Here is a 25,005-nt window from a genome sequence, read left to right as displayed (position 1 = left end):
CGGGAACGCCGCCGCACTTATGATGAGCAGAGATTGTAAGCTCCCAGAATTCAGATCGGTCGCCAGACGCATATCTGACATTTGGGCCGAGTTCGTACTGTGATGCAGGCGAACGGCGGCTGTACGGAACGCGGCGAAGCTGCATCGTGACCGGGTGAGCGTCCGCAGAGGGGCCGCTCCCGCCGCTGCGCCAGCCAAGAGCTACGCCGTGCTGCGGACTGCCCAAGTGTCCGCGATGGACTCTTCGCATCGATGACCTGACCCACGCTCGCGGCCCGGTCATCGGCGCGCAACGCTCGCAAGCTGTGTACAGTCTGTGCATATCCGGTGCACCGACAGTGCACGCCCTGTGCAGGATCATCGCCAGCAAATGCAGGGCTTTCCAAGCCTCCGCCCGTCACCCCGTTGCAACTGCGCCGCAAGCAGCGCCCGATCGGTGTTGCGCGCCTTTTTACGGCGTCAGCCGTTCCCGCTTTCGGATGGGATCTGCGGTGTCTGCGCCTCTGGCAACGCCTGCTGCCCGGCATCATCTCCGCCCTCACCATCGATCAGCCGGTTATCCTCCCACTCGCCCTCGGCCACCTGCCCGCTGGCATAGCGCATCACGCCCTGCCCCTGCATCTTCCCGGCCTCGAACTCGCCCTCGTATTGATCGCCGCTGGCATAGGTCGCAACGCCCTTGCCGTCGATCTCGCCATCCTTCCACTCGCCTTCATAGATGAAGCCGCCCGGCGCGGTCAGCTTGCCCTTGCCCGCGCGCAGACCATTGACGAAGCCGCCGGTATAGACGGTGCCATCGGGATAGGTCGCCTGCCCCTCGCCATGGCGCTGCCCTTCATGCCAGGCGCCGGTATAGACGTAACCGTCAGGATAGGTCATCCGCCCCTGCCCCTCGTTCCGGGCATTGCGGAACCCGCCTTCATAGACCATCCCATTGGCATAAGAGGCTTTTCCGTCGCCCTGAATGACGCCCGCCTGCCATTCTCCCTCATAGGTCGAGCCGTCAGGATAGGTGATCTTGCCGATCCCGTGCGGGCGGTCGGCATTCATCTGCCCTTGATAGACCGAGCCGTCGGGATAGGTGATCTCACCCCGACCCTCCATCCGGCCCTCGACCCAAGAGCCCTTGTAAACATAACCGTCGGTGCCGGTGAACGTGCCCTGACCATGGCGGCGATCCGCGCTGAACTGTCCGTCATAGACATCGCCATTGGCATAGGTCGCAACGCCCTGCCCTTGACGGCGGCCATTCTGCATCTGCCCCTCGTAGCGATCGCCCGAGGCCTGCATCAACACGCCGGTGCCCGCCATCTGCCCGGCAGACCAGATGCCGTCATAGCTCATGCCGTCAGCCATGGTCAGCTTGCCCTTGCCGGCGCGCTGCCCGGCCAGCATGCTGCCCTCATAGGTGGCGCCATCGGGATAGGTGATCTTGCCCTGCCCTTCCTTGACGCCCCGGCTCCAGTCGCCCTCGTAGCGGTAGCCGTTGGGCTGCGTCAGCACGCCGACCCCCTGATGCAGCCCCTTCGCGAACTGCCCGGAATAGGTGCTGCCATTGGCATATTTCGCCACGCCCTCGCCGGTGATCTCACCCTCGACCCAATCGCCCTCATAGGTGCCGCCATCGGAATAGGTGATCTTGCCTTCGCCATTCGGCTTGCCCGCCCGGAACTGCCCCTCATAGACCGAGCCATTGGGGAAGGTGGCCTTGCCCTGACCAAGAATCTGGCCATCGACCCAATCGCCCTCGTAGCGATAGCCGCTGGGCAGGGTATAGCTGCCCTGACCGTGCTGACGGCCGTTGCGGAAGGTGCCCTCATAGACCCCTCCGTCATCGTATTGCTTGGTGATGACCTGTGCATCCGCGGTCGTCACCGCCGCGATCAGCGCCAGCGCAAGCGCGCCTGCCCGTCTTGTCACCTTCATTACCTTGCACCCTCGCCAGCACACGTGTTTTGCCAATGGTCTAACGCAGCAGACCGCAATGCGCAAAGCCCGACTTTTCCTTTTCGACAGCTTCCCCTATCACGAGAGCACCAGAAACAGGGGCAAACCATGACCGACCGTTTCCGCCTGACAATCGGGCAGCTGAACGCGACCGTGGGCGATCTGCCCGGCAATGCCGCCAAGGCCCGCCAGGCGTGGGAGACCGCGCGCGAGGCAGGTGCCGATATGCTGGCGCTGCCGGAGATGTTCATCACCGGCTATCAGACGCAGGATCTGGTGCTGAAACGCGCCTTCGTCCGCGATGCCGAGGCCGAGATCGCCGCGCTTGGCGAAAGCTGCACCGACGGCCCGGCCATCGGCATCGGCGGCCCGTGGCGGGATGGCGACAAGCTTTACAACGCCTATTGGGTCTTCAAGAATGGCAAGCTGATCGCGCGGGTGCTGAAGCATCATTTGCCCTATGAGCAGCTTTTCGACGAATTGCGGCTGTTCAAATCCGGCCCGATCAGTGGCCCCTATACCGTGGCGGATGCCCGGATCGGCTCGCCTATTTGCGAGGATAGCTGGTATCCCGACGTGGCCGAAACGCTGGCCGAAACCGGCGCAGAGATCCTGATCGTCCCGAATGGCAGCCCCTATCACCGCAACAAGCTGGACCTGCGCATGGGCCACATGGTCGGCCGCGTGGTCGAGACCGGCCTGCCGCTGGTCTATGTCAATATGGTCGGCGGTCAGGATGATCAGCTTTATGACGGCGCCAGCTTCGTGCTGAACCCCGGTGGCAAGAAGGTCGTGCAATTGCCGCCCTTCGAGGAAGCCATCGCCCATGTCGATTTCACCCGCAGCGACGAAGGCTGGCGGGCCGAGCCGGGGCTGATGGTTCCCCAACCCGATGAATGGGAACAGGATTATCAGGCAATGACGCTGGGCCTGCGCGAATACCTGCGCAAATCCGGCTTTCGTAAGGTGGTCCTTGGCCTGTCGGGCGGCATCGATTCCGCGCTGGTCGCAACCATCGCCGCTGACGCCATCGGCCCCGACAACGTCCGCTGCGTGATGCTGCCCAGCGAATATACCTCGCAAGGCAGCCTCGACGACGCCGCCGATTGCGCGACCCGGCTGGGCGTGCGGCTGGACACGGTCAAGATCGACGGCGCCCGCGACGCGGTTGAAGGCGCGCTGGCCCATCTGATGGCTGGAACCAGCCCCGACATCACTGAGGAAAACATCCAGTCCCGTCTGCGCGGGGTTATGCTGATGGCGATCTCGAACAAGTTTGGCGAGATGCTGTTGACCACCGGCAACAAATCCGAAGTCGCGGTCGGCTATGCCACGATCTATGGCGACATGGCGGGCGGCTATAACCCGATCAAGGATCTCTACAAGACCCGCGTGTTCGAGACCTGCCGCTGGCGCAACCTGAACCATCGCCCGTGGATGCTTGGCCCCCAAGGCGAGGTGATCCCGCCGCAGATCATCTCGAAACCGCCTTCAGCCGAACTGCGTCCCGACCAGAAGGACGAGGATTCGCTGCCGCCCTATGAGGTGCTGGACGCGATCCTTGAAGGGCTGGTCGAAAAGGATCTGGCGCTGAAGGATCTGGTTGCGCAGGGCTTTGACGCCCAGACGGTCCAGAAGGTCGAAAAGCTGCTCTATGGCAGCGAATGGAAGCGCTATCAGGCCGCCCCCGGCCCGCGCATCTCAACCAAGGCTTTCTGGCTGGACCGGCGCTATCCGCTGGTCAATCGCTGGCGCGACAAGCTGTAGAAGAAGGGGCTCCGCCCCGCCGCCTTCGGCGACTCCCCGGGATATTTTGGGACCAATGCAGGGGCATTAGGGCTTTCTTAACGAACGGGTGTTATGCCCGTCTTACGGTACAGGCGGGGACGCCGATGACCGTGACCGAAGCAGGCGCCTCATTCCTTCGCGGGGATGAGGCGTTTTTCATTCTGCATTGGTCCGCAAATATCCCACGGGGGTCCGGGGGTGTGAAACCCCCGGCGGCAGGGTCAGATGCAGCGTCCGCCATCGACTTCCATTGCCACCCCGGTGATCATCGATGCCTCATCCGAGGCAAGAAAACAGGCGGCATTGCCCAGATCCTCGGGGGTCGAGAAGCGACCGATCGGGATCGTGGACAGGAATTTCGCCCGCATCTCGGGCGTGTCCTCGCCCATGAAGCTTTTCAGCAGCGGCGTTTCACCCGCGACCGGGTTCAGGGCGTTGACCCGGATGCCGAACGGCGCAAGTTCGACCGCCATGGCCTTGGTGGCGGTGATCAGCCAGCCTTTCGAGGCGTTGTACCAGTTCAGCCGGGGGCGCGGCGAAACGCCCGCTGTCGAGGCAATGTTAATGATGGCGCCGGTCTTGGCTGCTTTCATCACCGGCACGATCTCGCGCGCCATCAGATAGACCGATTTACAGTTCACTGCGATAACTCGGTCGAAATCCTCTTCCGAGATCTCTTCCATCAGCGCAGGCAAATGCGTCACACCGGCGTTGTTGACCAGAATGTCGATCCGGCCATATCCGTTGATGGTCGCGGCTGTCAGCGCCGCGACACTTTCCGCATCGGCCACGTTGCAGGCCACCGCCAGCCCGCCGATGTCGTCCGCGATTTCACGCGCCGCGGCCTCGTTGATATCGGCGACGACGACCCGCGCACCCTCGGCTGCGAATTTCCGTGCGATCCCCGCGCCAAAGCCCGAGCCTGCGCCCGTGACGATGGCGATCTTGTCCTGAAGTCTCATGCTCTTCTCCTCGGTCGGGCCCAATCTGGCAGATAGCATCCGAGGCGCAAGAGATCAGGTTCCCGGCACTTCGATCTTGCCCAGCAGGGGCATGTCGTCGCTTTGATCGACATTGTGCCGCTCGATCATGCGGTGGACCAGCGGGTCGCCCTCGCCCTGATGCAATTCACGCAACTGAACCGCGACCTCGGCATCCGATTTGGTGCGGCGCATATTGTGGCGGATATATTCGTCCCAGGTCGCGATGTGATAACTTTCCGACCACAGGTCCGGGTGCTCAAGATCGCGCAGCAGCGCCCAGCCGCGCGCGCCGTCGCGGCGGCGGATGCCCCGGCGTTGCTGCATCAGGCGCAGGAATTCAGGCACGTCCTTCTGCGCGATCCGGTAATCCACCATCACCATGATCGGCCCCGACCGCCCGCGAAGATCAAGCCGCAGCGCCGGTTCGCGGAAACGGTTCACCGGGTCCAGATCCGCCGTTCCGAACTCTGGCACCTTGAACCAGAAGCCGACAATCGCCCCGGCCAGAAGGAACAGGCCCGCGATGTTCAGCGCCGTATCCACGCCATAGAGACCCGACACCGTGCCCCAGATCCACGATCCCGTCGCCATGCCGCCAAAGGTCGCCGTCTGATAAAACGCCAGCGCTCGCGCCACGACCCACCGGGGCGTCGAAAGTTGCACGGTCACATTGAACAGCGACAGCGCCAACACCCATGATGCGCCCGCAGGCAGCATCGCCAGCGCATGCAGCCAGACATTGTCGGTCAGCCCAAGGATCAGCGCCGCGACGGCGAAGCCCGCAAAGGCCAGCCGCACCACGTTCTCGTTCTGCAGCCGCGCCCGGATCCGCGGGTTCAGCATCGCCCCGATGATTGCGCCGATGCCGTAGCACCCCAGCAATCCACCAAAAAGCAGCGAGCCCGCATTCTCATGCTCTCGCACCACAAGCGGCAGCAACGCCAGCACCGAAACGGCGGCAAAGCCGAACAGCGCGCCGCGCAGGATCACCCGCATCAGGTTCGGCGACAGGATGACATAGCGCAGCCCGGCCCCCACGGCGGGAATGAAAGCCTCTGGCGGCGCGGTGCGTGGCGTCACCGGAGGTTTCCAGCGGAACAAGGCGCCCAGCAGCGGCACATAGCTGAGCGCGTTGACGGAAAACGCCGCCGCCGCCCCGAAAGCTGCGACGATAAAGCCGCCCGCCGCCGGGCCGACGCTGCGCATCAGGTTGAAGCCCACCGAATTCAGCGTCACCGCCGCAGGCAGATCGGCGCGCGGCACCAGATCGCCCATGCTGGCCTGCCATGGCGGGTTATACAGCGCCTGCCCCGCACCGATCAGGAAGGTAAAGATCAACAGCAGCCACGGCGTCAGCAACCCCTGCCACGCGACGACCGCCAGCAAAGTAGAGATCACCGCCATGAAAATCTGCGCGAATAACAGGATCGCCCGGCGATTGAAGATATCCGCCAACGCCCCCGAGGCCAGCGCCAAGAGCATGATCGGCAAGGTGTTCGACGCCTGAACCAGTGCGATCAATGTGTCGCTGCTGGTCAGTTGCGTCATCAACCAGGCCGCGCCGACCGCCTGCACCAGCCCGCCGAAATTCGACACCAAAGTCGCGCTCCACAAAATCCTGAAATCGGGATAGCGGAATGGCGCGAGGGCCGAAGAGGGCGGTTTGGCCGGAGCGTCTGACTGGGTCACGATGTTGCCTGCTGCGCTTTCGCGCCAGACTAGCCAGCCCCGTTGCCGGATACAACCAGACCGGCCGGGATGCCTGCGGACCCCGATCCTGCCCGGCGATAAGTTGCGAACGCCGCCACATCAGTCACTTACAAAGCGATCCGGTGCTGCCCGATTGCGACGCGGGGTATCGACTGATACCGACTGCCGCAGCATATCCGGCAAGCGGTCAGCATCGCCCGGTATCGCGAGTTATTTGATCGAAGGAAATTTGCGAATGAAGGACACTATCGCCGCATTTCTTGTCTGGCTTGTCGTGACCGCAGCAGTCTGGGCGTTGATCAGTTTCGATGTCGATATAGTCCAGACCTATCTTTTCTATCCCCGCTCCTTCGGACAGATCGCCCTGATCTGCACCCTGCTTTTCGCGCTGCCGGGTGCGCTGACCGCCGGAATGGTCTTCGCCATGGGCGCCAGACCTTCTGCCCCGACACTGCTTGCCACCACATTCGCTGCGCTGCTGATCATCGCGCTATGCATGTCGATTGCGTGGTTCGGCGGCATCGCGACGAAGAACCCGGCCTATGCCCGGCACGATGTGAAGATCGGGCTGGTCGTCATGGCGCTGATCGGCGTGGCCTTTATGTCGCCGCCGCTGGTGCTGATTTCATCGAAAATCACTGTGATCCGGAGAATTTGGTGGCGCGCTGGTCTGATGCTGCTTCTGATGCATGTGGCATTGGCCGCGATATCCTTCGGGGTCGGTCGGCCGATCCCGCAATATGTCGCTGATATCGCGAAAGACATGGGCGCGCATTACTACTTCTACCGCAACTTCGCCGCTCCGGCCTGTCTGGTGGCGATCGCAACCGCAAGCGCCACACAAATCGGCGCGGGCTGGGCGCGCACCTATCGCCGACATAGCGAAATTCGAGTGTGATCCCCGCGCCTCTGTTGCGCGCAGCTCTGTTGCGCGATTGCATCGCCCGGTGGCTGGCAGAGGCAAGGTGATGCAACCGGAACAACACGCGATCGTTTCGATCGCATCTGACTTTGATGTGACTGGCGCCGTGTTGCCACATGGGTTACGGCGCTGGAAACTCGAATGGCTGAGGAAGGGTTGACGCCTGCCGATTGTAACAGGCTGATGAAACCCTGCCCGAATCGTCGCCGGTCCTGCCGCCTGCGATGAAAACGATGATGAGCTGTCTGGCGCGTCGCCCTCAGGCGTGACCTGACACTGAAAAGGAAACTTAAGATGCGCCTCGCTTCCCTGTTCACGGCGCTGGCCCTGGGGTTGGCCGCATGCGGTCCGACCACCACGAGCTCGCCCCTCGCAACGCCCCCGACCATTCCCGGCATCTATCAGGCCCGTGTCGATCAGGGGCCGAACGGCGAACCTGTCGATATTCCGGCTGTCCGCGCCGCCTATCTGAACGACCGCAACCAGCGCCAGACCGTGCCCTATAACGGGCCGGAGGGTCCGGGCACGATCGTCGTCGATCCCTATGCGCGCGTTCTGTATCACGTGCAGCCGGGCGGTCAGGCGACGCGCTTTGGCGTGGCGGTGGGCCGTGCAGGCACCGGCTTTGCCGGCAGCGGCACCATTCAGTTGAAGCGGCGTTGGCCGGGCTGGACGCCCACCCAGAACATGATCCGCACCGAGCCAGAGCTTTACGCGCAGTTCGCAGGCGGTCTGCCGGGCGGGATCAACAACCCGCTGGGCTCGCGCGCGCTGTATCTGTATCGTAACGGGCAGGACACCTATTACCGGATCCACGGCACCATGGACCCGTCCTCGATCGGCAAGGCCACCTCGGCTGGCTGTATCCGTCTGTTCAACCAGGACATCATGGACCTGTTCGAACAGACCAATATCGGCACCGCCGTGAAGGTCCGCAGCCCCGAGGAAAGTCTGCGTCTGGAAGGCCGCATGATCGAGACGCCGGAAGGCTATGTGGTTCCGGCCAATGACGCGCCCTCGCTGCAGGTCGCCGATCCGGCTGCAAGCGCCGCCTTCACCACGACCAGCGCCAATTCGGTGCCGGTGACGACGGTGACGACCGCTTCGGGCATCTCGCCTGTCGAAAGCGCTGTGCGCTAAGACCTGCGGCCATGTGCCCGGAAACGGCGCCATGGTACCAAGGAATGAAAGGCTCCGCCCCGCGCGGAGCCTTTCTCAATTGCAATGACCGAAAAATTTAACCAATGTCCGGGCAGATTTTCATGGCCATGCGCCGGGGTGAAGCGATGCCGAACTATAGCAAGCTCGAACAGCAATTGCTGAATGCAGATCAACTGGCGCTGACGGCTGACAGTCGGCAACCGGCGCTTGGCAATCTGGATGAGGCCGGGCTCTTCAGTCTGATCAGTCGCCTTCAGTCTGCGGTGGCCGAGGCAGGTCCGGTTGGCGCGGATGGTCAGAAGCTGGCTGCGGACATTCTGACGGCGGCGCTTCGCCGCGCTCATGGCGAACGTCGCAAGCGTGGCCTGAAGCCGGTTGCGACCGCGACCGAGAAGACCGGAACACCCGCCGCAAAGCCCGCGGCCAAGCGCAAGCCCGCCTCTCCAGCGCGCAAACCCGCCGGGCGCAGCAAGGCCGAGACACGCAAACCCGACCTCCGCACCGGCTCGCGCCGCGTCGCCAAGGCGGTCAAGCCTGCCACTGCCGTATCCGAAACCGTCGCCACGCAGCCAAAACCGGCCAGCGCGGCGGAAACGGCAAAACCGAAGCCCGCGCCGCGCAAGCCCAAGGCTGCCCAACCCGCACCTGTCGCAGCGCCCGCTCCCGTCACCACCGTCAGTGCCGAGGATGAGAAGGCCCGGAAGAAAGCCGTGCGCAAAGCGGCCAAGAAAGCGGCGAATGTCGCCGAGAAGGAAGCCCGCAAAGCTGTCCGCAAGGCCGAGAAAGAGGCTGTGAAGGCCGCCCGCAAGGCTGCAAAGAAGGCCGCCAAGGCTGCGGACAAGGTCGCCCGCAAAGCTGAACGTCAGGCCGCCGATCCGGCCAAGTCGAAAGCCGCGAAGCCAAAATCCGACAAACCAAAAGCCGACAAGTCCAAATCCAAGTCCTGACCTGTGCCGCACCTTCTGCCTGCCTTGTTGCTGCTTCTCGCCCTTTGCGGGCAGGCCGCCGCGCGTCCGGCAGTTGACGCCTATTACGGCTACCCCCCGACCCGCGAGTCCGAGACGCTGCGCTGCACCGATGATGGCCGCGACTGTATCCGGCTGGATCACTATGCCGCCGATGTCTGCAAGCTGATCGAACGCAACGCGGCCGAGCGCAGCCTGAACCCGCATTTCCTTGCCCGCCTGCTGTGGAAGGAAAGCCGGTTCGAACCAAGCGCCGTCAGTCCGGTCGGCGCGCTTGGCATTGCCCAGTTCATGCCGGGGACTGCCGATCTCTATTACCTCGACGACCCTTTCAATCCGGCGCAGGCGATCCACAAGGCGGCGTGGTATCTGCGCTACCTGGCCGATACGTTCGGCAATATCGGTCTGGCGGCGGTGGCCTATAACGGCGGCGAAAACCGCGCCGCCCGGTTTATCGCGATGCAGACCAACCTGCCCTACGAGACGCTGGACTATGTGGAATCCATCACCGGCGTCGATGCCCTGCACTGGCGCGACAATCCCCCGGTCGAGGGCGATCTGAAACTGGCATTGCAGCCCGACATGGACTTCCGCCCCGCCTGCGAGAAACTGGCAGGCGACCGTCAGTTGCGAGAGTTCATCACTCAACCTCCGGTCTCGCCCTGGGGCGTGATCGTCGCCAGCCACCGCAGCCAGTCCGGCGCCGCCCAGCAGGTCGCCCGGCTGAACCGCACACTTCGCCCGATCCTCGGCGACCGCCGCGTCGGCTATGTCAGAAAACGGATGCGCGGCATGCCAAACGCCGTCTTCACCGCACAGGTCGGCTATGACAGCCGCTCCGAGGCCAATGCCTTCTGCGCCCAGTTGCGCCGTCTGGGTGGCCGCTGCATCGTCCTGCGCAACTAATCCTGGCCGGCGATGCCGTCGCCGATCCCCTGCCCCGTCATCGAACCGACCACCGCACTTCCGCGTTTAGCCTGTCCACGATGAAAGGTGCCCTGATGACCACACATGCGATCTTCAACCGTCCCATCGACGCGGACATCCCCCATGGCTTCGATCAGGCGATCTTCGGTATGGGCTGCTATTGGGGTGCGGAGCGGCTGTTCTGGCAGCAGAAAGGCGTCTGGCTGACCGAAGTGGGCTTTGCCGGTGGCACGACCGAAAACCCGACCTACGAACAGGTCAAGGCAGGCGATACCGGCCATGCCGAGGTGGTTCGCGTGGTCTATGACAGCGCGCTGATCAGCTATGATCACCTGCTGCAACTGTTCTGGCAGAACCACAACCCGACCGAGGGCGACCGTCAGGGCGAGGATGTGGGTAGCCAGTATCGCAGCCTGATCATGGCGATGAATGACAGCCAGTTCGCGACGGCAGAGGCGTCGAAGATCGACTATGACAACCGGCTGGCGGTGGATGGCTTTGGCAAGATCACCACGCAGATCGTCCCGAAAGGCCGGTTCTGGCCCGGCCCCGAGGCGCATCAGCAATATCTGCAGAAGAACCCGGATCAGCATTGCGAGTTGCAGGGCACGGGGGTAGAGCCTTCGCTATCCAACCGGGATTCCCTTGCATGACCACCTATTCCGCGCTGACCCATCTGAATGGCCGCGAGGCCGCCGAAGCCCTTGCCGAAGCCTGCGAGGATCTGGAGCCTGAACCCGTAGGCACCGGCGTCTTCGAGATCGAGGACGGTTCGGGCAGGTGGGAAGTCGGAGCCTATTTCACCGAAGCACCGGACGAGATCGCGCTGACCCTGCTGGCCACGGCCTTTGGCGCGAACCCCTTTGCTATCTCGGAATTGCCGGATGTGGACTGGGTCGCCCATGTCCGCCGCGAATTGACGCCAGTTCGGGCGGGCCGCTTTTTCGTCTATGGCAGCCATGACGCCGACAAGGTGCCCGAAGGCGTCGAGGCCCTGTGTATCGAGGCCGCGATGGCCTTTGGCACCGGCCATCACAACACCACCAAGGGTTGCCTTGAAGCGCTGGACCGGATCGCGACCGAGGGTTATCAGGCCCACCGCATCGCCGATATCGGCAGCGGCACCGCCGTTCTGGCGATGGCTGCTGCGCGGCTGTGGCCGGTCACGGTGATTGCCAGCGACATCGATGCCGTGGCCGTCGATACCGCCGCCGCCAATGTCATCGCCAACGGGCTGAACGGGCGGGTCGTGTCGATCGAGGCGGCGGGGTTCGATCATCCGATGCTGGACGACAATGCGCCCTATGATCTGGTCTTGGCGAACATCCTGAAACAGCCGCTGATCGACCTCGCGCCGGATATGGCCCGTCATGTCTCGGCGGGCGGCAAGATCATCCTGTCGGGCATCCTGACGACGCAGGCCGAAGAGGTGATCGGCGTCTATCGCGACCGCGGCTTCACGCTGGATCACCGCGACGATCTGGACGAATGGTCGGCGCTGACGCTGACGCGGAACGGGTAAACCCGACTTAGCCTAGGCTTCTTGACCGCTGACACTCCGGGCAGAGGGCGGTGAACAGCCGCGGATGGGCACATGCAACAGCCGTGCATGGCGGTTTATTGTACCATCCCGCCCAACATTTCTGTGGCGCGTGACCTCACCAAAGTGCCCAGCCGGGGGGCGGCTGTGCACTGCCCGGCGTCGCCCAGGGGCGACTTGATTCCGGGCGGGCGCTCAACCTTCACCACGCAGGCAGGCGCGACCGGATTCGTCGCGGGACAAATCCAGCAAGGATCATCACCCCACCAGCAATTGCATATCCTGCAAGTCTCGCCTAACCCTTGGCCCTGCGGAGGACGCACGCATGACAGCCGAGACAAACCCGACCGAGGGGACGCAGCCCCTGATTGCAGCCGCATGGATGATGGGCGCGGTTGCCGCCTTCACCCTGATGGCGGTCGCCGGGCGCGAGGTCTCGCTTGAACTGGACACATTCGAACTGCTGGCCTACCGCTCGGCCATCGGGATCGTGATCATCGGGGCGATCATCGTCCTGCGACGCGACTGGCAAGCCGCGAGCTTCGATCATCTCGGTCTGCACCTGACCCGCAACCTGATCCATTTCGCCGCGCAGAATTTCTGGTTCTTCGCCATCTTCACCATCCCGCTGGCACAGGTCTTTGCGCTGGAATTTACCGCGCCTCTCTGGGTGCTGGTGCTGTCGCCCTTCTTTCTGGGCGAGCGTCTGACCCGGACCCGTGGCATCGCCGCCGCCGCAGGCTTTGCCGGGGCGTTGATGGTGGCGCAGCCGGGTGCCGCGCCGATCACGCCGGGGCTGATCTCTGCCGCCTTGTGTGCGGTGGGCTTCGCGCTGACCTATATCGTCACCAAACGGCTGACCAACGTCACCTCGACGCTGGCGATCCTGTGGTGGATGGTGGTGATGCAGACAGCGCTTGGCTTTATCGCCGCCGGGATCGATGGCGACATCGCCCTGCCGTCATCACAGGCGCTGCCATGGCTTGGCATCCTTGGCATCACCGGCCTTGGCGCGCATTTCTGCATCGCCCGCGCGCTTCGCGTGGCGCCTGCCACGCTGGTCATGCCTTTCGACTTCCTGCGCCTGCCGGTCGTCGCCGTGGTCGGCATGGTCCTTTATGACGAACCTTTGGGCCTTGCCGTCATCCTTGGCGCCGCGCTGATCCTTGGCGGCAACTATTTCAACGTCCGGGCCGAGGCGGTGCGCCCCAGATCCTGAACAGCCGCGCCGGACGGCAGACATGAAAAAACCCCCGCTGCGACCGCTTCGGGGGTTCGTTCATACAGATGGCGATGGCTTAGAAGCCGCGGGCGATCCGCTCGATATCACCACGGACCAGACCGATATCGTCCAGTTCGCGATCCGAGAGGCGGCTCAGCTCGCGACGCGTCACGCGGGTATCGTTCCACACGGTCAGCAGCGAGAAGAGCTTCGCGACGACATTGCCAACGCCTCCGACAGCAAACTCGCTGCGGTTCGTTTCGATCGTCGACATAGCATCACCTGTTTTCTAAATGCCCGATCATTGGGCGGTTTCATCATGAACAGGGATATAGATCGGGCACTTAGCAAAGAGTAGCCATGCGCCCGGCAAAGCCGATATGCGATTTCTGCATTATTTAGAGAGGCTTAGTATATATAAAAGTCGCATTTACGACACGCCATGTCGTATTTCGCCAGCAAACCTCAGCGCCAGTCGCCAAGGGCACTTTGCCACAGGCTGATTGCCGTTACGGCAGCCGTATCAGCGCGCAAGATTCGCGGGCCCAGAGAAATGCGACTCACCTGCGCTAACCCCCCGAGTCGCTTGCGTTCCGTTTCCGAAAAACCGCCCTCCGGCCCGATCAGGATCGCCCATGGCCCTTCTGGCAAACCGGCCAGCGTCTCGGCCGGTCCCGCCATCGCTTCATCGGCCCACAGGATTCGCCGTGCGCTGTCCCAGCCGTCCAGCAACCTCGCCAACGGAACCAGATCATCGACCCGTGGGACAAAGGTGCCTCCGCATTGCTCGGCCGCCTCAACGGCATGTGCCTGCAAACGATCCTGCCGGATACGTTCGGAATTTGTGAATTCGGTCTGCACCGGCAGAATCCGCGACACGCCAAGCTCTGCCGCCTTTTCGACGATGAAATCGGTCCGCGCTTTCTTGATCGGCGCAAAGATCAGCCACAGATCCGGCGGATCACGCTGCGGCCCGGTCTGCTCGATCAGTTCCAGCGAACCGCCGCGCTTCCCCGCCTCGACGATCCGCGCCGCCCATTCACCCTCGCGCCCGTTGAAGACCGCGATCACCTCGCCCGCCTTCAGCCGCATCACCCCCGACAGGTAATGCGCCTGCGCAGGCTCAAGCGGGACGGGTTGTCCCGCAGCCAATGGGTGATCTATGAACAGCCTGATCCTTGCCATGAGGCCAGACCTATGAAAATCCCGACCGAAAGGCCAGAGACAGTCAGCGACGCCCCACAGGGAAACTGGGTGGACCGCTACGCCCCCCCGGCATGGAGACCCCTGCTGAGGATGAGCCGCGCCGACCGGCCCATCGGAACATGGCTGCTGCTGCTGCCCTGCTGGTGGGGCGTGGGCCTTGCAATGATGTATGACGCACCGCGATGGTTCGACCTCTGGATCGTCATCGCCTGCGGCATCGGCGCGCTGGTCATGCGCGGTGCGGGCTGCACATGGAACGACATCACCGACCGCGACATCGATGCACAGGTCGCCCGCACACAGTCCCGCCCGCTGCCTTCGGGTCAGGTGACGCTGGGCACGGCCTATCTTTGGATGATCGCACAGGCATTGGTCGGCTTTCTGATCTTGCTGACACTGGGCAGCACGGCGATCTGGCTGGGCGTCGGGTCCTTGGCGCTGGTGGCGATCTACCCCTTCGCCAAACGCTTCACATGGTGGCCGCAGGTCTTTCTGGGCTTCGCCTTCAACTGGGGCGTCCTTCTGGCCTATGCGGCGCATATGGGCCGCGTGGACCTTGCCCCCGCCGTCGCATGGCTGGGAGGCATCGCCTGGACCATCTTCTACGACACCATCTATGCCCATCAGGATGTCGAGGACGACGCCCTGATCGGCGTCAAATCCACCGCGCGCCTCTTCGGTGATGACAGCGCCCGATACCTGCGGATCTTCGGTATCCTCGCGGTCGCGCTTCTGGCGATTGCCATCTCACTGACGGGTCGCAATCTGTTGATAGCCTATACCGGACTTGCGGGTTTTGCCGCGCATCTGGCATGGCAGTTGACGAAATTTCAGCCCTATCAAGGGGATATCGCGCTGCGCCTGTTCCGATCAAACCGCGATGCCGGGCTGATCCTTGCGCTGTTTCTTGCGCTTGCCGGTCTGGCCTGATTGCGCCAACGACGGCACATCGCTAGATCAAGCCATCCTGAACTGCCGAAAGCGCGTCCCCCATGGCATCATCCCGCAGCAAGCTTACGACCTCGCTTGCAACGCTCCTGACCCTTGCAGCAGCAGGCGGAGCATGCTGGTTCGGCGCGCATGCTGCGGCTGGCTTCATCGAGGAACGCTCTCGCGAAGAAGTCGCGGCGGCACTGCAGGCGGCTGGCAAGGACTGGGTCACGGTCACCACCGACGGGCTTCAGGTCCGCCTGACCGGCACCGCACCGACCGAGGTTGACCGCTTTCGCGCCGTCAGCACCGCAGGCACCGCGGTCGATTCCAGCCGCATCGTCGATGCGATGAGCGTCACCTCGGCCGAGGCGCTGACGCCCCCGGCCTTCAAGATCGAACTGCTGCGCAACGATGACGGCATCTCGGTCATCGGCCTGATCCCGGCGGCCAGCGACCGCGACGCCCTGATCCGTGCGCTGCGCCATGAAACGGCAGCACCGCAGATCACCGACCTCCTGGAAACCGCCGACCATCAGATGCCCGAGAACTGGCAGACGGCGGTGCAGTTCGGCATCGGCGCGGCGCAAATGGCCCCGCGCGCCAAAATCTCGATCGAGCCGGGGGCGGTCACCGTCTCGGCCATCACCGACAGCCGCGACGAAAAGGGACGGCTGGAAACCGCGCTGCAACGCAGCCTGCCTGCGGGCGTTACCCTGAAAACCGACATCTCGGCCCCGCGTCCGGTCATCTCACCTTTCACCCTGCGCTTCCTGATCGACGAGAACGGCGCCCGCTTCGATGCCTGCGCCGCCGATAACGAGGAAGGCCGCGACCGTATCCTTGCCGCCGCCAATGCCGCTGGCATCGATGGCATTCCGGGCTGCACATTGGGCCTTGGCGCGCCCACCCCGCACTGGGCCGATGGCGCCGTCGCAGCCATCGGGGCAATCGCCGCCATGGGCGAAGGCACCGTGACCCTGTCCGATGCCGACATCGCTTTGACCGCGCCTGCCTCGGTCCCGGATGAGACATTCCGCAGCGCGGTGGACAAGCTGCAACAGGAATTGCCGCCGGTCTTCTCGCTTCACGCCGACCATACCCGGCCCGAAGCCGAGGCCGATGAAGGCCCGGTCGAATTCACCGCCACCCTGGCCGAGGATCAGTCCCTGACCATGCGCGGCCGCATCCCCGGCGCGCGGATGCGCGAAGCCGTGGACAGCATCGCCAAATCCCGCTTCGCCTCGGTCCAAAGCGGGCTGACCAATGACGACACCGTACCCAGCGGCTGGACCGTCAGCGTCATCGGCGCGCTTGAGGCGCTGGACGAACTGAACGCAGGCTCCGTGCAGGTCACGCCCGAGGTGATCCGCCTCTCGGGGACTTCTGGCAACCCTGCCGCGACCGAGGCCGCAGCAGCGCGGCTTGCGGCCCGTCTTGGGGCTGGCGCGCCCTATGAACTGTCGATCCGCTATGACCGTCATCTGGACCCGGCGCTTGATCTGCCGGACGGGCCGGGCTGTGTGCAGCAGTTGAATATCATCATGTCCGAAACCGAAATCGGCTTCGAACCGTCGAAAGCGGCCATCGCCGGCGACCCCGCCCCGACCCTCGACCGCATCTCTCAGGTGATGACCGAATGCTCGACCTTCCAGATCGAGGCGGGCGGCCACACCGATTCGCAGGGGTCAGAGGGTTTCAACGCCGACCTGTCCCGTGGCCGGGCGCAGGCGCTGGTTACTGCCATGCGTGAGGCCGGGATCGACGTGTCCAACATGACCTCGCGCGGCTATGGCGAAAGCCAGCCCATCGCCACCAACGAGACCGAAGAAGGCCGCGAAGAGAATCGCCGGATCGAATTCCGCCTGCTCTCGACCCATCCGGTCCGCAACGAACCGCTGCCAGCGCCTGTCACCATCACCGGCACCACCGTTGCGCCGGAAATCGGCCCTGCGGCACCCCCTGTCGATGCAGCGGCCAGTGAAGAGCTGACCACCCTGATCGGGCCGATGCAGCCGCAGCCAGACACCATGCAGCCGGATCAGACGACGATCCTTCGCGCCGCCAGCTCTGCCGCCTTCGATGCGATCAGCGAGCCGGTCGAGGCCGAGGAAGAGATGCAGGGTCCGGTTCTGCCGTTCGAGATCCGCTCGGGGCAGGTGCCACCGGCCATGGTTGGCGCCAGTGAGGAATTTCTGCCGCTGGACGTTCGCGAGGAAAACATTACGCTGCCGGTCCAGACCCCGGACGAAGACACGCCGCGCCCCTCGCCCCGACCCGGTGACATCAGCGCCGCCGAAGACCCCGATCAGACCGAATGAACACGACCGCATGAACCGCACCGAATTCATCACCGTCACCGCCATCATCCTCTTCGCAGTCTTCGTGCTGGGCTGGCTGGCAAGCTGGATCATTCACCGGCTGTTCCGCTCTTCCCCGGCCTCGATGACCGATCTGGATCATCTGGCGGAAAAGCTGCACGACACCGAGAAACAGCGTGACGACGCATTGACCGCGCTGCGCGAGCGCGAAACAGCGCTTAACGCCCGCCTCACCGAGGCCGAGGGCGAATTGCAGGTCGCGATGGAGGGGCTGCGCGAAAGCCGCACCGAGGTCGAGGAACTGCGCGATTATATCGAAAAGCGCCTCGCCCGCCGCTGAGCCCGGCGCAACGCGCGCAAGCGGTGTACAGGCTGTGCACAACCTGTGCACCCGCGGTGGACGCCCTGTGCAGCCAAAACCCGAGCATTTGTTGACCCTGACGCGCTCTTGCGACATCTCCGTTGCACAAATACCGATTGCAACGCCCGCAAGGTGTTGCGCATGAAAAAAGGCGGCGCGCCCACCGGCCCGCCGCCCTTGTTTTCGTCAGTCCTGTTCAGATCCCGGCGTCGATGATCGCCCGGGCCAGAACCGGCACCGTATCCTTGTTCAGACCGGCAATGTTCAGCCGCGAATCGCCGACCATATAGATCGCCGCTTCGGATTTCAGCTTCGCCACCTGCTCCGGCGTCGCACCGAGGCGCGAGAACATCCCGCGATGTTCGGCAATGAAATCAAAGCGATCGCTGCCCGACAGATCCCGCAGTTCCGATGCCAGCTGCGCCCGCAGCCCCAGCATCGAGTTGCGCACCTCTTCCAGCTCCGCCGCCCAGTCCGCGCGCAGCGCCTCGTCGGTCAGGATGGTCGAAACGATCCGCGCCCCATGATCCGGCGGGAACGAATAGTTCTGCCGGTTCAGATAGGCCATCGATCCCTGCGACAAATCCCGCGCCGCGCTGTTTTCGGCCAGCGCGAACAGGATGCCCGTCCGTTCACGATAGATGCCAAAGTTCTTGCTGCAGGACGCCGCAATCAGCACTTCCGGCAGGCGCTTGGCAATCAACCGCGTCGCCGCGGCATCTTCCTCCAACCCGTCGCCAAAGCCCTGATAAGCCAGGTCGATCAGCGGAACCGCGCCGGATTTTTCAAGAATTTCCGCGACTTCTTCCCACTGCGCCAGCGTCAGGTTGGCGCCGGTCGGGTTGTGGCAGCAGCCGTGCAACAGGACGATATCGCCCTGTTTGGCCTTGGCGATGTCTTCCTTCATCGCCGCGAAATCGACGCCGCGCGTGTCATTGTCGAAATAGCGATATTCGACGAAAGGCACGCCCATGAACTTCATGATCGACAGATGGTTCGGCCATGTCGGGTCGGACACATAGACCGTGAAATCCGGGTTCGCGAGCCGCGCCAGCTCCAGCGCCTGCCGGATCGCGCCGGTGCCGCCGACCGTCGCCAACGAGGCCAGCCGATCCGTCGGCACATCCTTCAGCACCATCTGCGCCATGGCATTGCGGTAATCCGCCTCGCCGGCCAGCCCGGTATAAGCTTTGGTGGTCTGGCTTTCCCAAATCCGCTGCTCTGCCGCCTTCACCGCGCGCATGACCGGGGTGACGCCCTGCGGGTCCTTATAGACGCCGACGCCAAGGTCGATCTTGCCCTGACGGGTATCGGCCTTGAATTCCTCGATCAGCATCAGGATCTTGTCGGGGGCTTGCGGTTTCAGGTTGGACAGCATCTCAGGCGTCTCCGGTTGCGATATTCAGATCCGGGAAGCTGCCCCATTCGGTCCAGCTTCCGTCGTAGAGAGAGTGGTTTCTGTGGCCGATCCGCTCCAGCCCAAGGCTGAGGATCGCAGCGGTAACGCCGCTGCCGCAGGAGGTGATGACCGGCTTTGCAAGATCCACCCCGGCGGCCTCGAACGCGGCCTTGATGGCATCGGGGTCTTTCATCGTGCCGTCATCGTTGAACAGCTTGCCGAAGGGCAGATTCTTCGCGCCGGGAATATGGCCGGACCGCAGCCCCTCGCGCGGTTCGGGCGCTTCGCCCCGAAAACGCTCGGGCGCGCGCGCATCGACGATCTGGTAATCGCCCAGCTTGCTTGCCGCCGCCACCTGCGTCACGTCACGGACCAGCCCGGCCTGACGCTGCACGGTGATATGACGATCACGCATGATCGGCGGCATATCCTCGATCTCGCGGCCTTCGGCCTGCCATTTGGCGAAACCGCCATCCAGCACGGCAACATCGGTCTTGCCCATCAGCCGGAAGGTCCACCAGACGCGCGCGGCGCTGCGGGTTCCGGCATTGTCATAGATCACCACCTGATGACCATCGCCAATGCCCATGGCGCGCATGCGGCTGATGAACAGCTCGGTCTGCGGGGCCATATGCGGCAGGCTCGAGCGCTTGTCCGCGATCTCGTCGATGTCAAAGAATCGCGCGCCGGGAATATGGGCGTCGTTGTATTCGCTGCGACCATCGCGCCCGGTGGCGGGCATATGCCAGCTTGCATCGATGATCCTCAGGTCGGGATCCTTCAGATGCGCCGCCAGCCACTCGGTCGAGACCAGTGTTTTCGGATCGTCCTGCATGGGGCCCTCCGTATGATGCGGACCCGCTTTATCCGGCAAGAGAAGCCCTTGCAATGCTGGTAGCGTCTCGCAGGCCGCGAAGATCTCAGTGAATTTAGGCTATTTCTCAAATCCGACCATTCGTGCCGGTGCCACACAACCATAGATATAACACAACCACTCGATTTCGCGTGACTTTTTGCATGATATGCATAAGCTGTATTCCCCTGTTTTGGGGAATGTGCGTGACGCGCGGGGCATGCGATACCAAACTTGCCTGGGTTGATCATCGATCAAGACACGGCTTCCTCACCGGTTCAGGATGAGGCGATATTAAAGAGTATTTGGGGTTTACCCATAAGGTAGTGCATGTGTTGCCCGCGCGGGTGGTGAAGACCACCCGCGCGTCATACTTTCCCTGAACCATGCTTGGTGACCAAAATGCCTCTCCTGACCCGATCCCCGAACCTTTCGAGGCGCGCCTTTGCAGCGGCCACAATGTCCGCGCTTGCGCTTGGTGCATTTGCCGAAACCGCCTCGGCGCAGAGCAAACCGATCCTGACCGTCGTTGATGCAGATGGCAGCGTCAGAGAATTTTCCGATCCCGATCTTAAGGCGTTGGAATGGTTTCAGATCGACACCCACACGATCTGGACTGAAGGGCAGCGGCAGTTCCGCGGCCCGCTGCTGCGCGACATTCTGCTGGGCCAAGGGCTTCAGCGCGATGATGTCTATGATCACGAAATCCAGTTGCTGGCGCTGAATGATTTCATGGTCACCATGCCCGCCAGCGACGCCTGGGATTACGATGTCATCCTGGCCCGCGAAATGGATGGAAGCCTGATGCGTGTCCGCGATAAGGGACCGCTTTGGGTGGTCTATCCTCGTGATGATGTCCCCGAGCTGCAGGACCGGATCACCGATGAAAGATGGGTCTGGCAACTGATGCGGATCACAATTCTTCCATGAGACGCAGTGGACCGATTCTTGCCGTTCTGACCATCTGCAGCTTTGTGGTTCTGCTTGGCTACTCTCTGTTCCAGCTTGTGCAGATCAATCAGGAGCTGCGGAACGATCTGGCGGAATCGAATGTGTGGGCGGCAACACAGGCCGAACGCGAGGCACAGGCCCTGTTGCTGGCCCTGCACGACATGGAATTGCATCGCAGCACGATAGACGACGTGCAATTACAGTTCGAGATTCTGTATTCGCGCATCGACCTTCTGATCGATTTGCCAAAACTGAACTATTTCCACGAATTCGATGTGACCCCGCTTCTGAGCAAGGTCGCCGCCGATATGGTCGAGATGGACCATATCATCTTCGCGGACGATCCCGATACGGCGGCAATCGTTGGGCAAAGCACACGCCTGACGCAGATGCTGAAGAACCTCCGGCAGTTGAGTTTCAGCACCGCAACGGGCGAGCGCGCCGACCGGCTGGAGCGCCGCGAACGGCAAGTCAGCGTGGTGCAGTTGCTGCTTCTGGGCGCGGTCGGCGCATTTCTGTCCGGCGTCATCATGGCGGCTTTGCTATGGCGGAACATGCGCCGCGCGATCCGCACGCAGGATGAGCTTGCCCAACATCGCGACAGCCTCGAATCCACGATTTCCATCCGCACAAGAGAGTTAAGAGACGCTCTCAGCACAGAACGTAAGGCGAAAGAGGTTTATAAAAGCTTCATCGTCACCGTCGCGCATCAGTTTCGGACACCGGTTTCGATTATCCACATGATCGCGCAGCGTCAGTTGCGGACCGAGGATGACAGCCTTACCGAGCGGCTCAGAACCAAGTTCTCGCGGATTTTCGAGGCGGCGGTGCGGCTGGACCGTATCCTTGACAACTTCCTTGTCGCGGCCAACGCCGAAGGCAAGGACATCACCCTTGCCCGCAGGCAGGTCGATATCCAGCACCTCGTTGCCAGCGCGGTCGAACAGGCCCGGCTGGCCTATCCCGACAGAAACTTCGTGCTGGACGCCAGCGACCAGATCATCGAGGCCGAGGCCGATCCGATCCTGCTGGAACAGGTTTTCATCAATATCCTGTCGAACGCGGTCAAATATTCGGATGCGCCATCGGTCATCACCGTCTCGCTGCGCAAAGAGGACGGGCAGGTGCTGTGCTCGATCTCCGACGAAGGAATGGGCATTCCGGAAGGCGCCGGATCATCCATCTTCGAGCCGTATTTCCGTGCCTCCAACGCCCACCACTTTCCCGGCATCGGTGTCGGCCTTAGCCTGGCCCGCGATATCGTTGACATGCACGGTGGTTCGATTGATTGTGTATCCGAGGAAAGTAAGGGGTCTCGATTCACTATATCGTTTCCTGCCAGCAGGGAAAAACTGAATGCCCCCGCCGCCGACTTCCGCAACGATCCTCTGCGTCGAGGACGAACGGTTCCTTCTCGATGAGCTCGAAGAGGAACTGACTGCGCGTGGCTATACTGTCCTGACTGCGATGAACGGCAACGAAGCCGAAGCGATCATCAAGGAATCTCATCCCGATATCGTCATCTGCGACGTGATGCTGCCGGGCCGCACCGGCTTTCGCCTGCTGGAAGAACTGGTTGCGACCGACAGCCTGCCCGCCAGAACCGCCTTCATCTTCCTGACGGCCCTGTCCGACCGCGAGCGTCAATTGACCGGCCTGCGCGCGGGCGCGGTGGACTATCTGGTCAAGCCCGTCGATCTGGAGATCCTTCACCTCAAGATCGAAAGCGCGCTGAACTTTGCCCGCAAGATCAGGATGACGACCACCGGCGATCCGGTCCCGTCCGATGTCCACCTGTCACGACGCGAAACGCAGGTGCTGGCTCTGCTTGGCCGCGGCTCACGCACGGGCGAAATCGCCGCACAGCTGGAAATATCCGAGAATACGGTCAGCCAATACGTGAAGGTGATCTACAAGAAGCTGAACATCAACAACCGTGCCGATGCAGCGCGCCTGTCCATCGCCATGGGTCTGGTCAGCGAACAGGAACACCCCGACCGACCTTAACCCTGCTTCAACAGCCGCTGCTTCTGCCGGTTCCAGTCCCGCTTGGCGCTGGTCTCGCGCTTGTCGGCAACCTTTTTACCCTTGGCGACGCCGATCTTCAGCTTCACCAAACCCCGGTCGTTGAAATACATGACCAGCGGCACCAGCGTCATCCCCTCGCGCCCGATGGCCTGCCACAGCCGGGCCAGTTCCTTCCGCGACACCAGCAGCTTGCGCCTGCGCCGCTCGTCATGCCCGAAAACGCCTGCCTGCTTGTAGGCAGAGATATAGCCGTTGATCAGCCACAATTCGCCATCCTCGACCGAGGCATAGCTTTCGGCAATATTCGACTGGCCGGTCCGAAGGCTTTTCACCTCGGAGCCCATCAATATGATCCCGACCTCCAGATCGCTTTCGATAAAGTAATCGAAACGCGCCCGACGGTTCTCGGCAATCACCTTGTAATTCTTGTTGTCGCTGTCTTTGGCCATGACGGGGTTAGATAGGGGTCGCAAGCCAACCTGTAAAGGCCATCCGCTCAGGACGAACGCGACCCCGTGGCCTGCACCAGCATCCGCGCCACATCGCTGCGGGTGCGCGCCTCCATCTTTTGCAACACCACCCGGATCTGGTTGCGAACGGTATGGATACTGACCTGCCGCGCCATCGCGATTTCCGCCGTGGACAGACCTTCGGCAATCGCCATTGCAACGGCAGCCTCGGCCCCCGACAGGCCATAAAGCCGCGACACGACCTGCAGCAGCGGCTGGCTTGGACCCACGCGCGAGATCACGAAAACATGGTGATTTCCCAACGACGACTTGTCGCGGCTACCGCGATTAAACGTCGGCGAAGAGACCGCTCCCTGAAACCGCAGATGCCGGACGGTCCAGTCCCGCCCGATCCGGACCTGCTGCGGCAACCCGGCCGAGACCGGCTGCCTGCGTTCATCCGCAACACAGATCCGCTCGGCCCATGCCTGCACCTGCTCATCCGCAAAGCTGAGCTGCCCCAGAATGCTGATCCGCAACAGCCCGCCCTGCAACATCAGCGCGCCGGCGTCGGCCCACAGCACCATCCGCCGCTCATCGGTCTCGATCACCCCACCCTCGACGCTGGCCTGCATCGCGGCATCCGGCGGCAGGTTTGCGCGGTGCGACAGCGCGGCCACCACCTCACCGACATGGAAGGCATGGGAAATATGCGGCTCCAGCCGGTTCAGCAAATTCACCAGCTCCGGCTCGAAGCTTGCGCGGTCGCGGCGACGGATATTCATCGCCAAAACCAACGAGCGCGACCCTGCGGGGCGGCTTTTCAGCGCAACCGCGCTGAACAAATCCTCCTGTGGGCGCAGCCAGTCATTATAAAACTCGGTCTGAATCAGAAATTCATCCGGCAAATCCTGCGGTGAAACACGCGCCATGCCGTGCGGGATCGCAACCGATGCCTGCATGAACGGGTTAATGCTGTGATAATAGTCCGCATATGGGCGAAAAAACTCTGGCGCGAACCCAGAGGTAGCGGACAGGAAGATAGATCCGGTCCCAGCATCCACCCCATGCAGCGAAATCTTGGACCCGCCAAAGGCCAGCTCCAGATTGTCCGAAAAGTCCTGCCAGCCCGCAGGGTCCAGCGCAGCCCGATGCAGGACGGCCACGAGATCGTCGAAAAGCCCTTCCCGTTCCATCTTGGACAACTCGCGACAAAATACGAGGTTTTATCCTATCGAATAATGTCGGACATCAAAAGAAAAACCATATTGCATTAAATGCAAATATTAACGCAGACTACAACTGACGGAAGATCATTAATTAAACGCATCATCCTTGAATG

23 protein-coding genes are annotated in these 25,005 nt (G+C 62.6%); 14 read left to right on the top strand and 9 right to left on the bottom strand.

What is annotated here, in order from left to right; translation table 11 throughout:
- Window positions 1-459 precede the first annotated feature (459 nt).
- The gene (locus JJJ17_RS17555) at window positions 460-1,926 is read right to left on the bottom strand and encodes an MORN repeat-containing protein (RefSeq protein ID WP_200688795.1); all 1,467 of its coding nucleotides are present in this window, start codon (window positions 1,924-1,926) and stop codon (window positions 460-462) included.
- A 129-nt stretch (window positions 1,927-2,055) separates the two neighbouring features.
- On the opposite strand from JJJ17_RS17555, the gene JJJ17_RS17550 reads away from it, so the two are divergent.
- Window positions 2,056-3,714 (top strand): NAD+ synthase, encoded by a 1,659-nt coding sequence (locus JJJ17_RS17550; protein WP_200688794.1) that lies wholly within the window; start codon window positions 2,056-2,058, stop codon window positions 3,712-3,714.
- 242 nt (window positions 3,715-3,956) lie between these two features.
- On the opposite strand, the gene JJJ17_RS17545 is transcribed toward JJJ17_RS17550, so the two are convergent.
- Together JJJ17_RS17545 and JJJ17_RS17540 are read right to left on the bottom strand one after the other, a co-directional pair.
- The gene (locus JJJ17_RS17545; RefSeq protein WP_200688792.1) at window positions 3,957-4,697 is read right to left on the bottom strand and encodes an SDR family oxidoreductase; all 741 of its coding nucleotides are present in this window, start codon (window positions 4,695-4,697) and stop codon (window positions 3,957-3,959) included.
- A gap of 54 nt (window positions 4,698-4,751) precedes the next feature.
- Entirely contained in the window at window positions 4,752-6,407 is a 1,656-nt protein-coding gene (locus tag JJJ17_RS17540) for an MFS transporter (RefSeq protein WP_200688790.1), read from the bottom strand.
- 256 nt (window positions 6,408-6,663) lie between these two features.
- Here JJJ17_RS17540 and JJJ17_RS17535 point away from each other — a divergent pair, with 256 nt between their 5' ends.
- The 7 genes from JJJ17_RS17535 to JJJ17_RS17505 all read left to right on the top strand — a co-directional run bounded on the left by JJJ17_RS17535 (window position 6,664) and on the right by JJJ17_RS17505 (window position 13,162).
- Window positions 6,664-7,326: an LTA synthase family protein gene (locus JJJ17_RS17535; protein WP_200688788.1), complete on the top strand. Its 663-nt coding sequence runs from the start codon at window positions 6,664-6,666 to the stop codon at window positions 7,324-7,326.
- Window positions 7,327-7,644: 318 nt separating this feature from the next.
- Window positions 7,645-8,490, top strand: a complete 846-nt coding sequence (locus tag JJJ17_RS17530; protein ID WP_200688786.1) for a L,D-transpeptidase family protein — start codon at window positions 7,645-7,647, stop codon at window positions 8,488-8,490.
- Window positions 8,491-8,594: 104 nt separating this feature from the next.
- Window positions 8,595-9,458 (top strand): hypothetical protein, encoded by an 864-nt coding sequence (locus JJJ17_RS17525; protein WP_200688784.1) that lies wholly within the window; start codon window positions 8,595-8,597, stop codon window positions 9,456-9,458.
- A 27-nt stretch (window positions 9,459-9,485) separates the two neighbouring features.
- Window positions 9,486-10,382 (top strand): lytic transglycosylase domain-containing protein, encoded by an 897-nt coding sequence (locus JJJ17_RS17520; RefSeq protein ID WP_234464169.1) that lies wholly within the window; start codon window positions 9,486-9,488, stop codon window positions 10,380-10,382.
- Window positions 10,383-10,477: 95 nt separating this feature from the next.
- Window positions 10,478-11,056: a peptide-methionine (S)-S-oxide reductase MsrA gene (msrA, locus tag JJJ17_RS17515; protein ID WP_200688780.1), complete on the top strand. Its 579-nt coding sequence runs from the start codon at window positions 10,478-10,480 to the stop codon at window positions 11,054-11,056.
- Window positions 11,053-11,925, top strand: coding sequence for a 50S ribosomal protein L11 methyltransferase (locus JJJ17_RS17510; RefSeq protein ID WP_200688778.1), 873 nt, complete (start codon window positions 11,053-11,055; stop codon window positions 11,923-11,925). Before msrA ends, JJJ17_RS17510 begins: the two co-directional genes overlap by 4 nt.
- Before the next feature lie 343 nt (window positions 11,926-12,268).
- Complete coding sequence (locus JJJ17_RS17505; RefSeq protein WP_200688776.1) at window positions 12,269-13,162, top strand: DMT family transporter; 894 nt, start codon at window positions 12,269-12,271, stop codon at window positions 13,160-13,162.
- 79 nt (window positions 13,163-13,241) lie between these two features.
- Here JJJ17_RS17505 and JJJ17_RS17500 read toward each other — a convergent pair whose 3' ends face one another.
- A complete protein-coding gene (locus JJJ17_RS17500; protein ID WP_200688774.1) occupies window positions 13,242-13,439 on the bottom strand; it encodes a DUF1127 domain-containing protein in 198 nt (65 codons plus the stop codon).
- Window positions 13,440-13,630: 191 nt separating this feature from the next.
- Window positions 13,631-14,350 (bottom strand): 16S rRNA (uracil(1498)-N(3))-methyltransferase, encoded by a 720-nt coding sequence (locus JJJ17_RS17495; RefSeq protein ID WP_200688772.1) that lies wholly within the window; start codon window positions 14,348-14,350, stop codon window positions 13,631-13,633.
- 12 nt (window positions 14,351-14,362) lie between these two features.
- On the opposite strand from JJJ17_RS17495, the gene ubiA reads away from it, so the two are divergent.
- The 3 genes from ubiA (at window position 14,363) to JJJ17_RS17480 (ending at window position 17,962) form a co-directional block, all read left to right on the top strand.
- The gene (ubiA, locus tag JJJ17_RS17490) at window positions 14,363-15,301 is read left to right on the top strand and encodes a 4-hydroxybenzoate octaprenyltransferase (RefSeq protein WP_234464168.1); all 939 of its coding nucleotides are present in this window, start codon (window positions 14,363-14,365) and stop codon (window positions 15,299-15,301) included.
- Window positions 15,302-15,363: 62 nt separating this feature from the next.
- Window positions 15,364-17,622 (top strand): OmpA family protein, encoded by a 2,259-nt coding sequence (locus JJJ17_RS17485; protein ID WP_200688768.1) that lies wholly within the window; start codon window positions 15,364-15,366, stop codon window positions 17,620-17,622.
- A 10-nt stretch (window positions 17,623-17,632) separates the two neighbouring features.
- A complete protein-coding gene (locus tag JJJ17_RS17480) occupies window positions 17,633-17,962 on the top strand; it encodes a hypothetical protein (protein ID WP_200688766.1) in 330 nt (109 codons plus the stop codon).
- Between the two features lie 217 nt (window positions 17,963-18,179).
- Here the strand turns inward: JJJ17_RS17480 and JJJ17_RS17475 are convergent, their stop codons facing one another.
- Both JJJ17_RS17475 and sseA read right to left on the bottom strand, forming a co-directional pair.
- On the bottom strand, window positions 18,180-19,361 hold the full coding sequence (locus JJJ17_RS17475) for an amino acid aminotransferase (protein ID WP_200688764.1): 1,182 nt from the start codon (window positions 19,359-19,361) through the stop codon (window positions 18,180-18,182).
- A 1-nt stretch (window position 19,362) separates the two neighbouring features.
- Window positions 19,363-20,217, bottom strand: a complete 855-nt coding sequence (gene sseA, locus JJJ17_RS17470) for a 3-mercaptopyruvate sulfurtransferase (RefSeq protein ID WP_200688762.1) — start codon at window positions 20,215-20,217, stop codon at window positions 19,363-19,365.
- A gap of 477 nt (window positions 20,218-20,694) precedes the next feature.
- Between sseA and JJJ17_RS17465 the strand changes: the two genes are divergently transcribed.
- Genes JJJ17_RS17465 through JJJ17_RS17455 form a run of 3 tightly spaced genes read left to right on the top strand, consistent with a single transcriptional unit; the run spans window position 20,695 to window position 23,193 of the window.
- On the top strand, window positions 20,695-21,165 hold the full coding sequence (locus tag JJJ17_RS17465) for a hypothetical protein (protein ID WP_234464167.1): 471 nt from the start codon (window positions 20,695-20,697) through the stop codon (window positions 21,163-21,165).
- On the top strand, window positions 21,162-22,607 hold the full coding sequence (locus tag JJJ17_RS17460) for a sensor histidine kinase (protein WP_200688760.1): 1,446 nt from the start codon (window positions 21,162-21,164) through the stop codon (window positions 22,605-22,607). Before JJJ17_RS17465 ends, JJJ17_RS17460 begins: the two co-directional genes overlap by 4 nt.
- Window positions 22,543-23,193 (top strand): response regulator transcription factor, encoded by a 651-nt coding sequence (locus JJJ17_RS17455; protein ID WP_200688758.1) that lies wholly within the window; start codon window positions 22,543-22,545, stop codon window positions 23,191-23,193. Before JJJ17_RS17460 ends, JJJ17_RS17455 begins: the two co-directional genes overlap by 65 nt.
- Here JJJ17_RS17455 and smpB read toward each other — a convergent pair.
- Together smpB and JJJ17_RS17445 are read right to left on the bottom strand one after the other, a co-directional pair.
- Complete coding sequence (gene smpB / locus JJJ17_RS17450; RefSeq protein WP_200688756.1) at window positions 23,190-23,663, bottom strand: SsrA-binding protein SmpB; 474 nt, start codon at window positions 23,661-23,663, stop codon at window positions 23,190-23,192. The genes JJJ17_RS17455 and smpB overlap by 4 nt on opposite strands.
- A gap of 47 nt (window positions 23,664-23,710) precedes the next feature.
- On the bottom strand, window positions 23,711-24,859 hold the full coding sequence (locus JJJ17_RS17445; RefSeq protein ID WP_200688753.1) for a helix-turn-helix transcriptional regulator: 1,149 nt from the start codon (window positions 24,857-24,859) through the stop codon (window positions 23,711-23,713).
- Between the last annotated feature and the right edge of the window lie 146 nt (window positions 24,860-25,005).

The organism is Paracoccus caeni (assembly GCF_016629665.1).
Lineage (GTDB): Bacteria > Pseudomonadota > Alphaproteobacteria > Rhodobacterales > Rhodobacteraceae > Paracoccus > Paracoccus caeni.
Note: the sequence above shows the minus strand (reverse complement) of the source record. Positions and strands in the feature narration are given on the sequence as shown.

Coding starts and splice junctions, on each gene's coding strand:
- JJJ17_RS17555 (WP_200688795.1), bottom strand. CDS start 1,926: ATGAAGGTGACAAGACGGGCAGGCGCGCTTGCGCTGGCGCTGATCGCG.
- JJJ17_RS17550 (WP_200688794.1), top strand. CDS start 2,056: ATGACCGACCGTTTCCGCCTGACAATCGGGCAGCTGAACGCGACCGTG.
- JJJ17_RS17545 (WP_200688792.1), bottom strand. CDS start 4,697: ATGAGACTTCAGGACAAGATCGCCATCGTCACGGGCGCAGGCTCGGGC.
- JJJ17_RS17535 (WP_200688788.1), top strand. CDS start 6,664: ATGAAGGACACTATCGCCGCATTTCTTGTCTGGCTTGTCGTGACCGCA.
- JJJ17_RS17530 (WP_200688786.1), top strand. CDS start 7,645: ATGCGCCTCGCTTCCCTGTTCACGGCGCTGGCCCTGGGGTTGGCCGCA.
- JJJ17_RS17525 (WP_200688784.1), top strand. CDS start 8,595: ATGTCCGGGCAGATTTTCATGGCCATGCGCCGGGGTGAAGCGATGCCG.
- msrA (WP_200688780.1), top strand. CDS start 10,478: ATGACCACACATGCGATCTTCAACCGTCCCATCGACGCGGACATCCCC.
- JJJ17_RS17510 (WP_200688778.1), top strand. CDS start 11,053: ATGACCACCTATTCCGCGCTGACCCATCTGAATGGCCGCGAGGCCGCC.
- JJJ17_RS17505 (WP_200688776.1), top strand. CDS start 12,269: ATGACAGCCGAGACAAACCCGACCGAGGGGACGCAGCCCCTGATTGCA.
- JJJ17_RS17500 (WP_200688774.1), bottom strand. CDS start 13,439: ATGTCGACGATCGAAACGAACCGCAGCGAGTTTGCTGTCGGAGGCGTT.
- JJJ17_RS17495 (WP_200688772.1), bottom strand. CDS start 14,350: ATGGCAAGGATCAGGCTGTTCATAGATCACCCATTGGCTGCGGGACAA.
- ubiA (WP_234464168.1), top strand. CDS start 14,363: ATGAAAATCCCGACCGAAAGGCCAGAGACAGTCAGCGACGCCCCACAG.
- JJJ17_RS17485 (WP_200688768.1), top strand. CDS start 15,364: ATGGCATCATCCCGCAGCAAGCTTACGACCTCGCTTGCAACGCTCCTG.
- JJJ17_RS17480 (WP_200688766.1), top strand. CDS start 17,633: ATGAACCGCACCGAATTCATCACCGTCACCGCCATCATCCTCTTCGCA.
- JJJ17_RS17475 (WP_200688764.1), bottom strand. CDS start 19,361: ATGCTGTCCAACCTGAAACCGCAAGCCCCCGACAAGATCCTGATGCTG.
- sseA (WP_200688762.1), bottom strand. CDS start 20,217: ATGCAGGACGATCCGAAAACACTGGTCTCGACCGAGTGGCTGGCGGCG.
- JJJ17_RS17465 (WP_234464167.1), top strand. CDS start 20,695: ATGTCCGCGCTTGCGCTTGGTGCATTTGCCGAAACCGCCTCGGCGCAG.
- JJJ17_RS17460 (WP_200688760.1), top strand. CDS start 21,162: ATGAGACGCAGTGGACCGATTCTTGCCGTTCTGACCATCTGCAGCTTT.
- JJJ17_RS17455 (WP_200688758.1), top strand. CDS start 22,543: ATGCCCCCGCCGCCGACTTCCGCAACGATCCTCTGCGTCGAGGACGAA.
- smpB (WP_200688756.1), bottom strand. CDS start 23,663: ATGGCCAAAGACAGCGACAACAAGAATTACAAGGTGATTGCCGAGAAC.
- JJJ17_RS17445 (WP_200688753.1), bottom strand. CDS start 24,859: ATGGAACGGGAAGGGCTTTTCGACGATCTCGTGGCCGTCCTGCATCGG.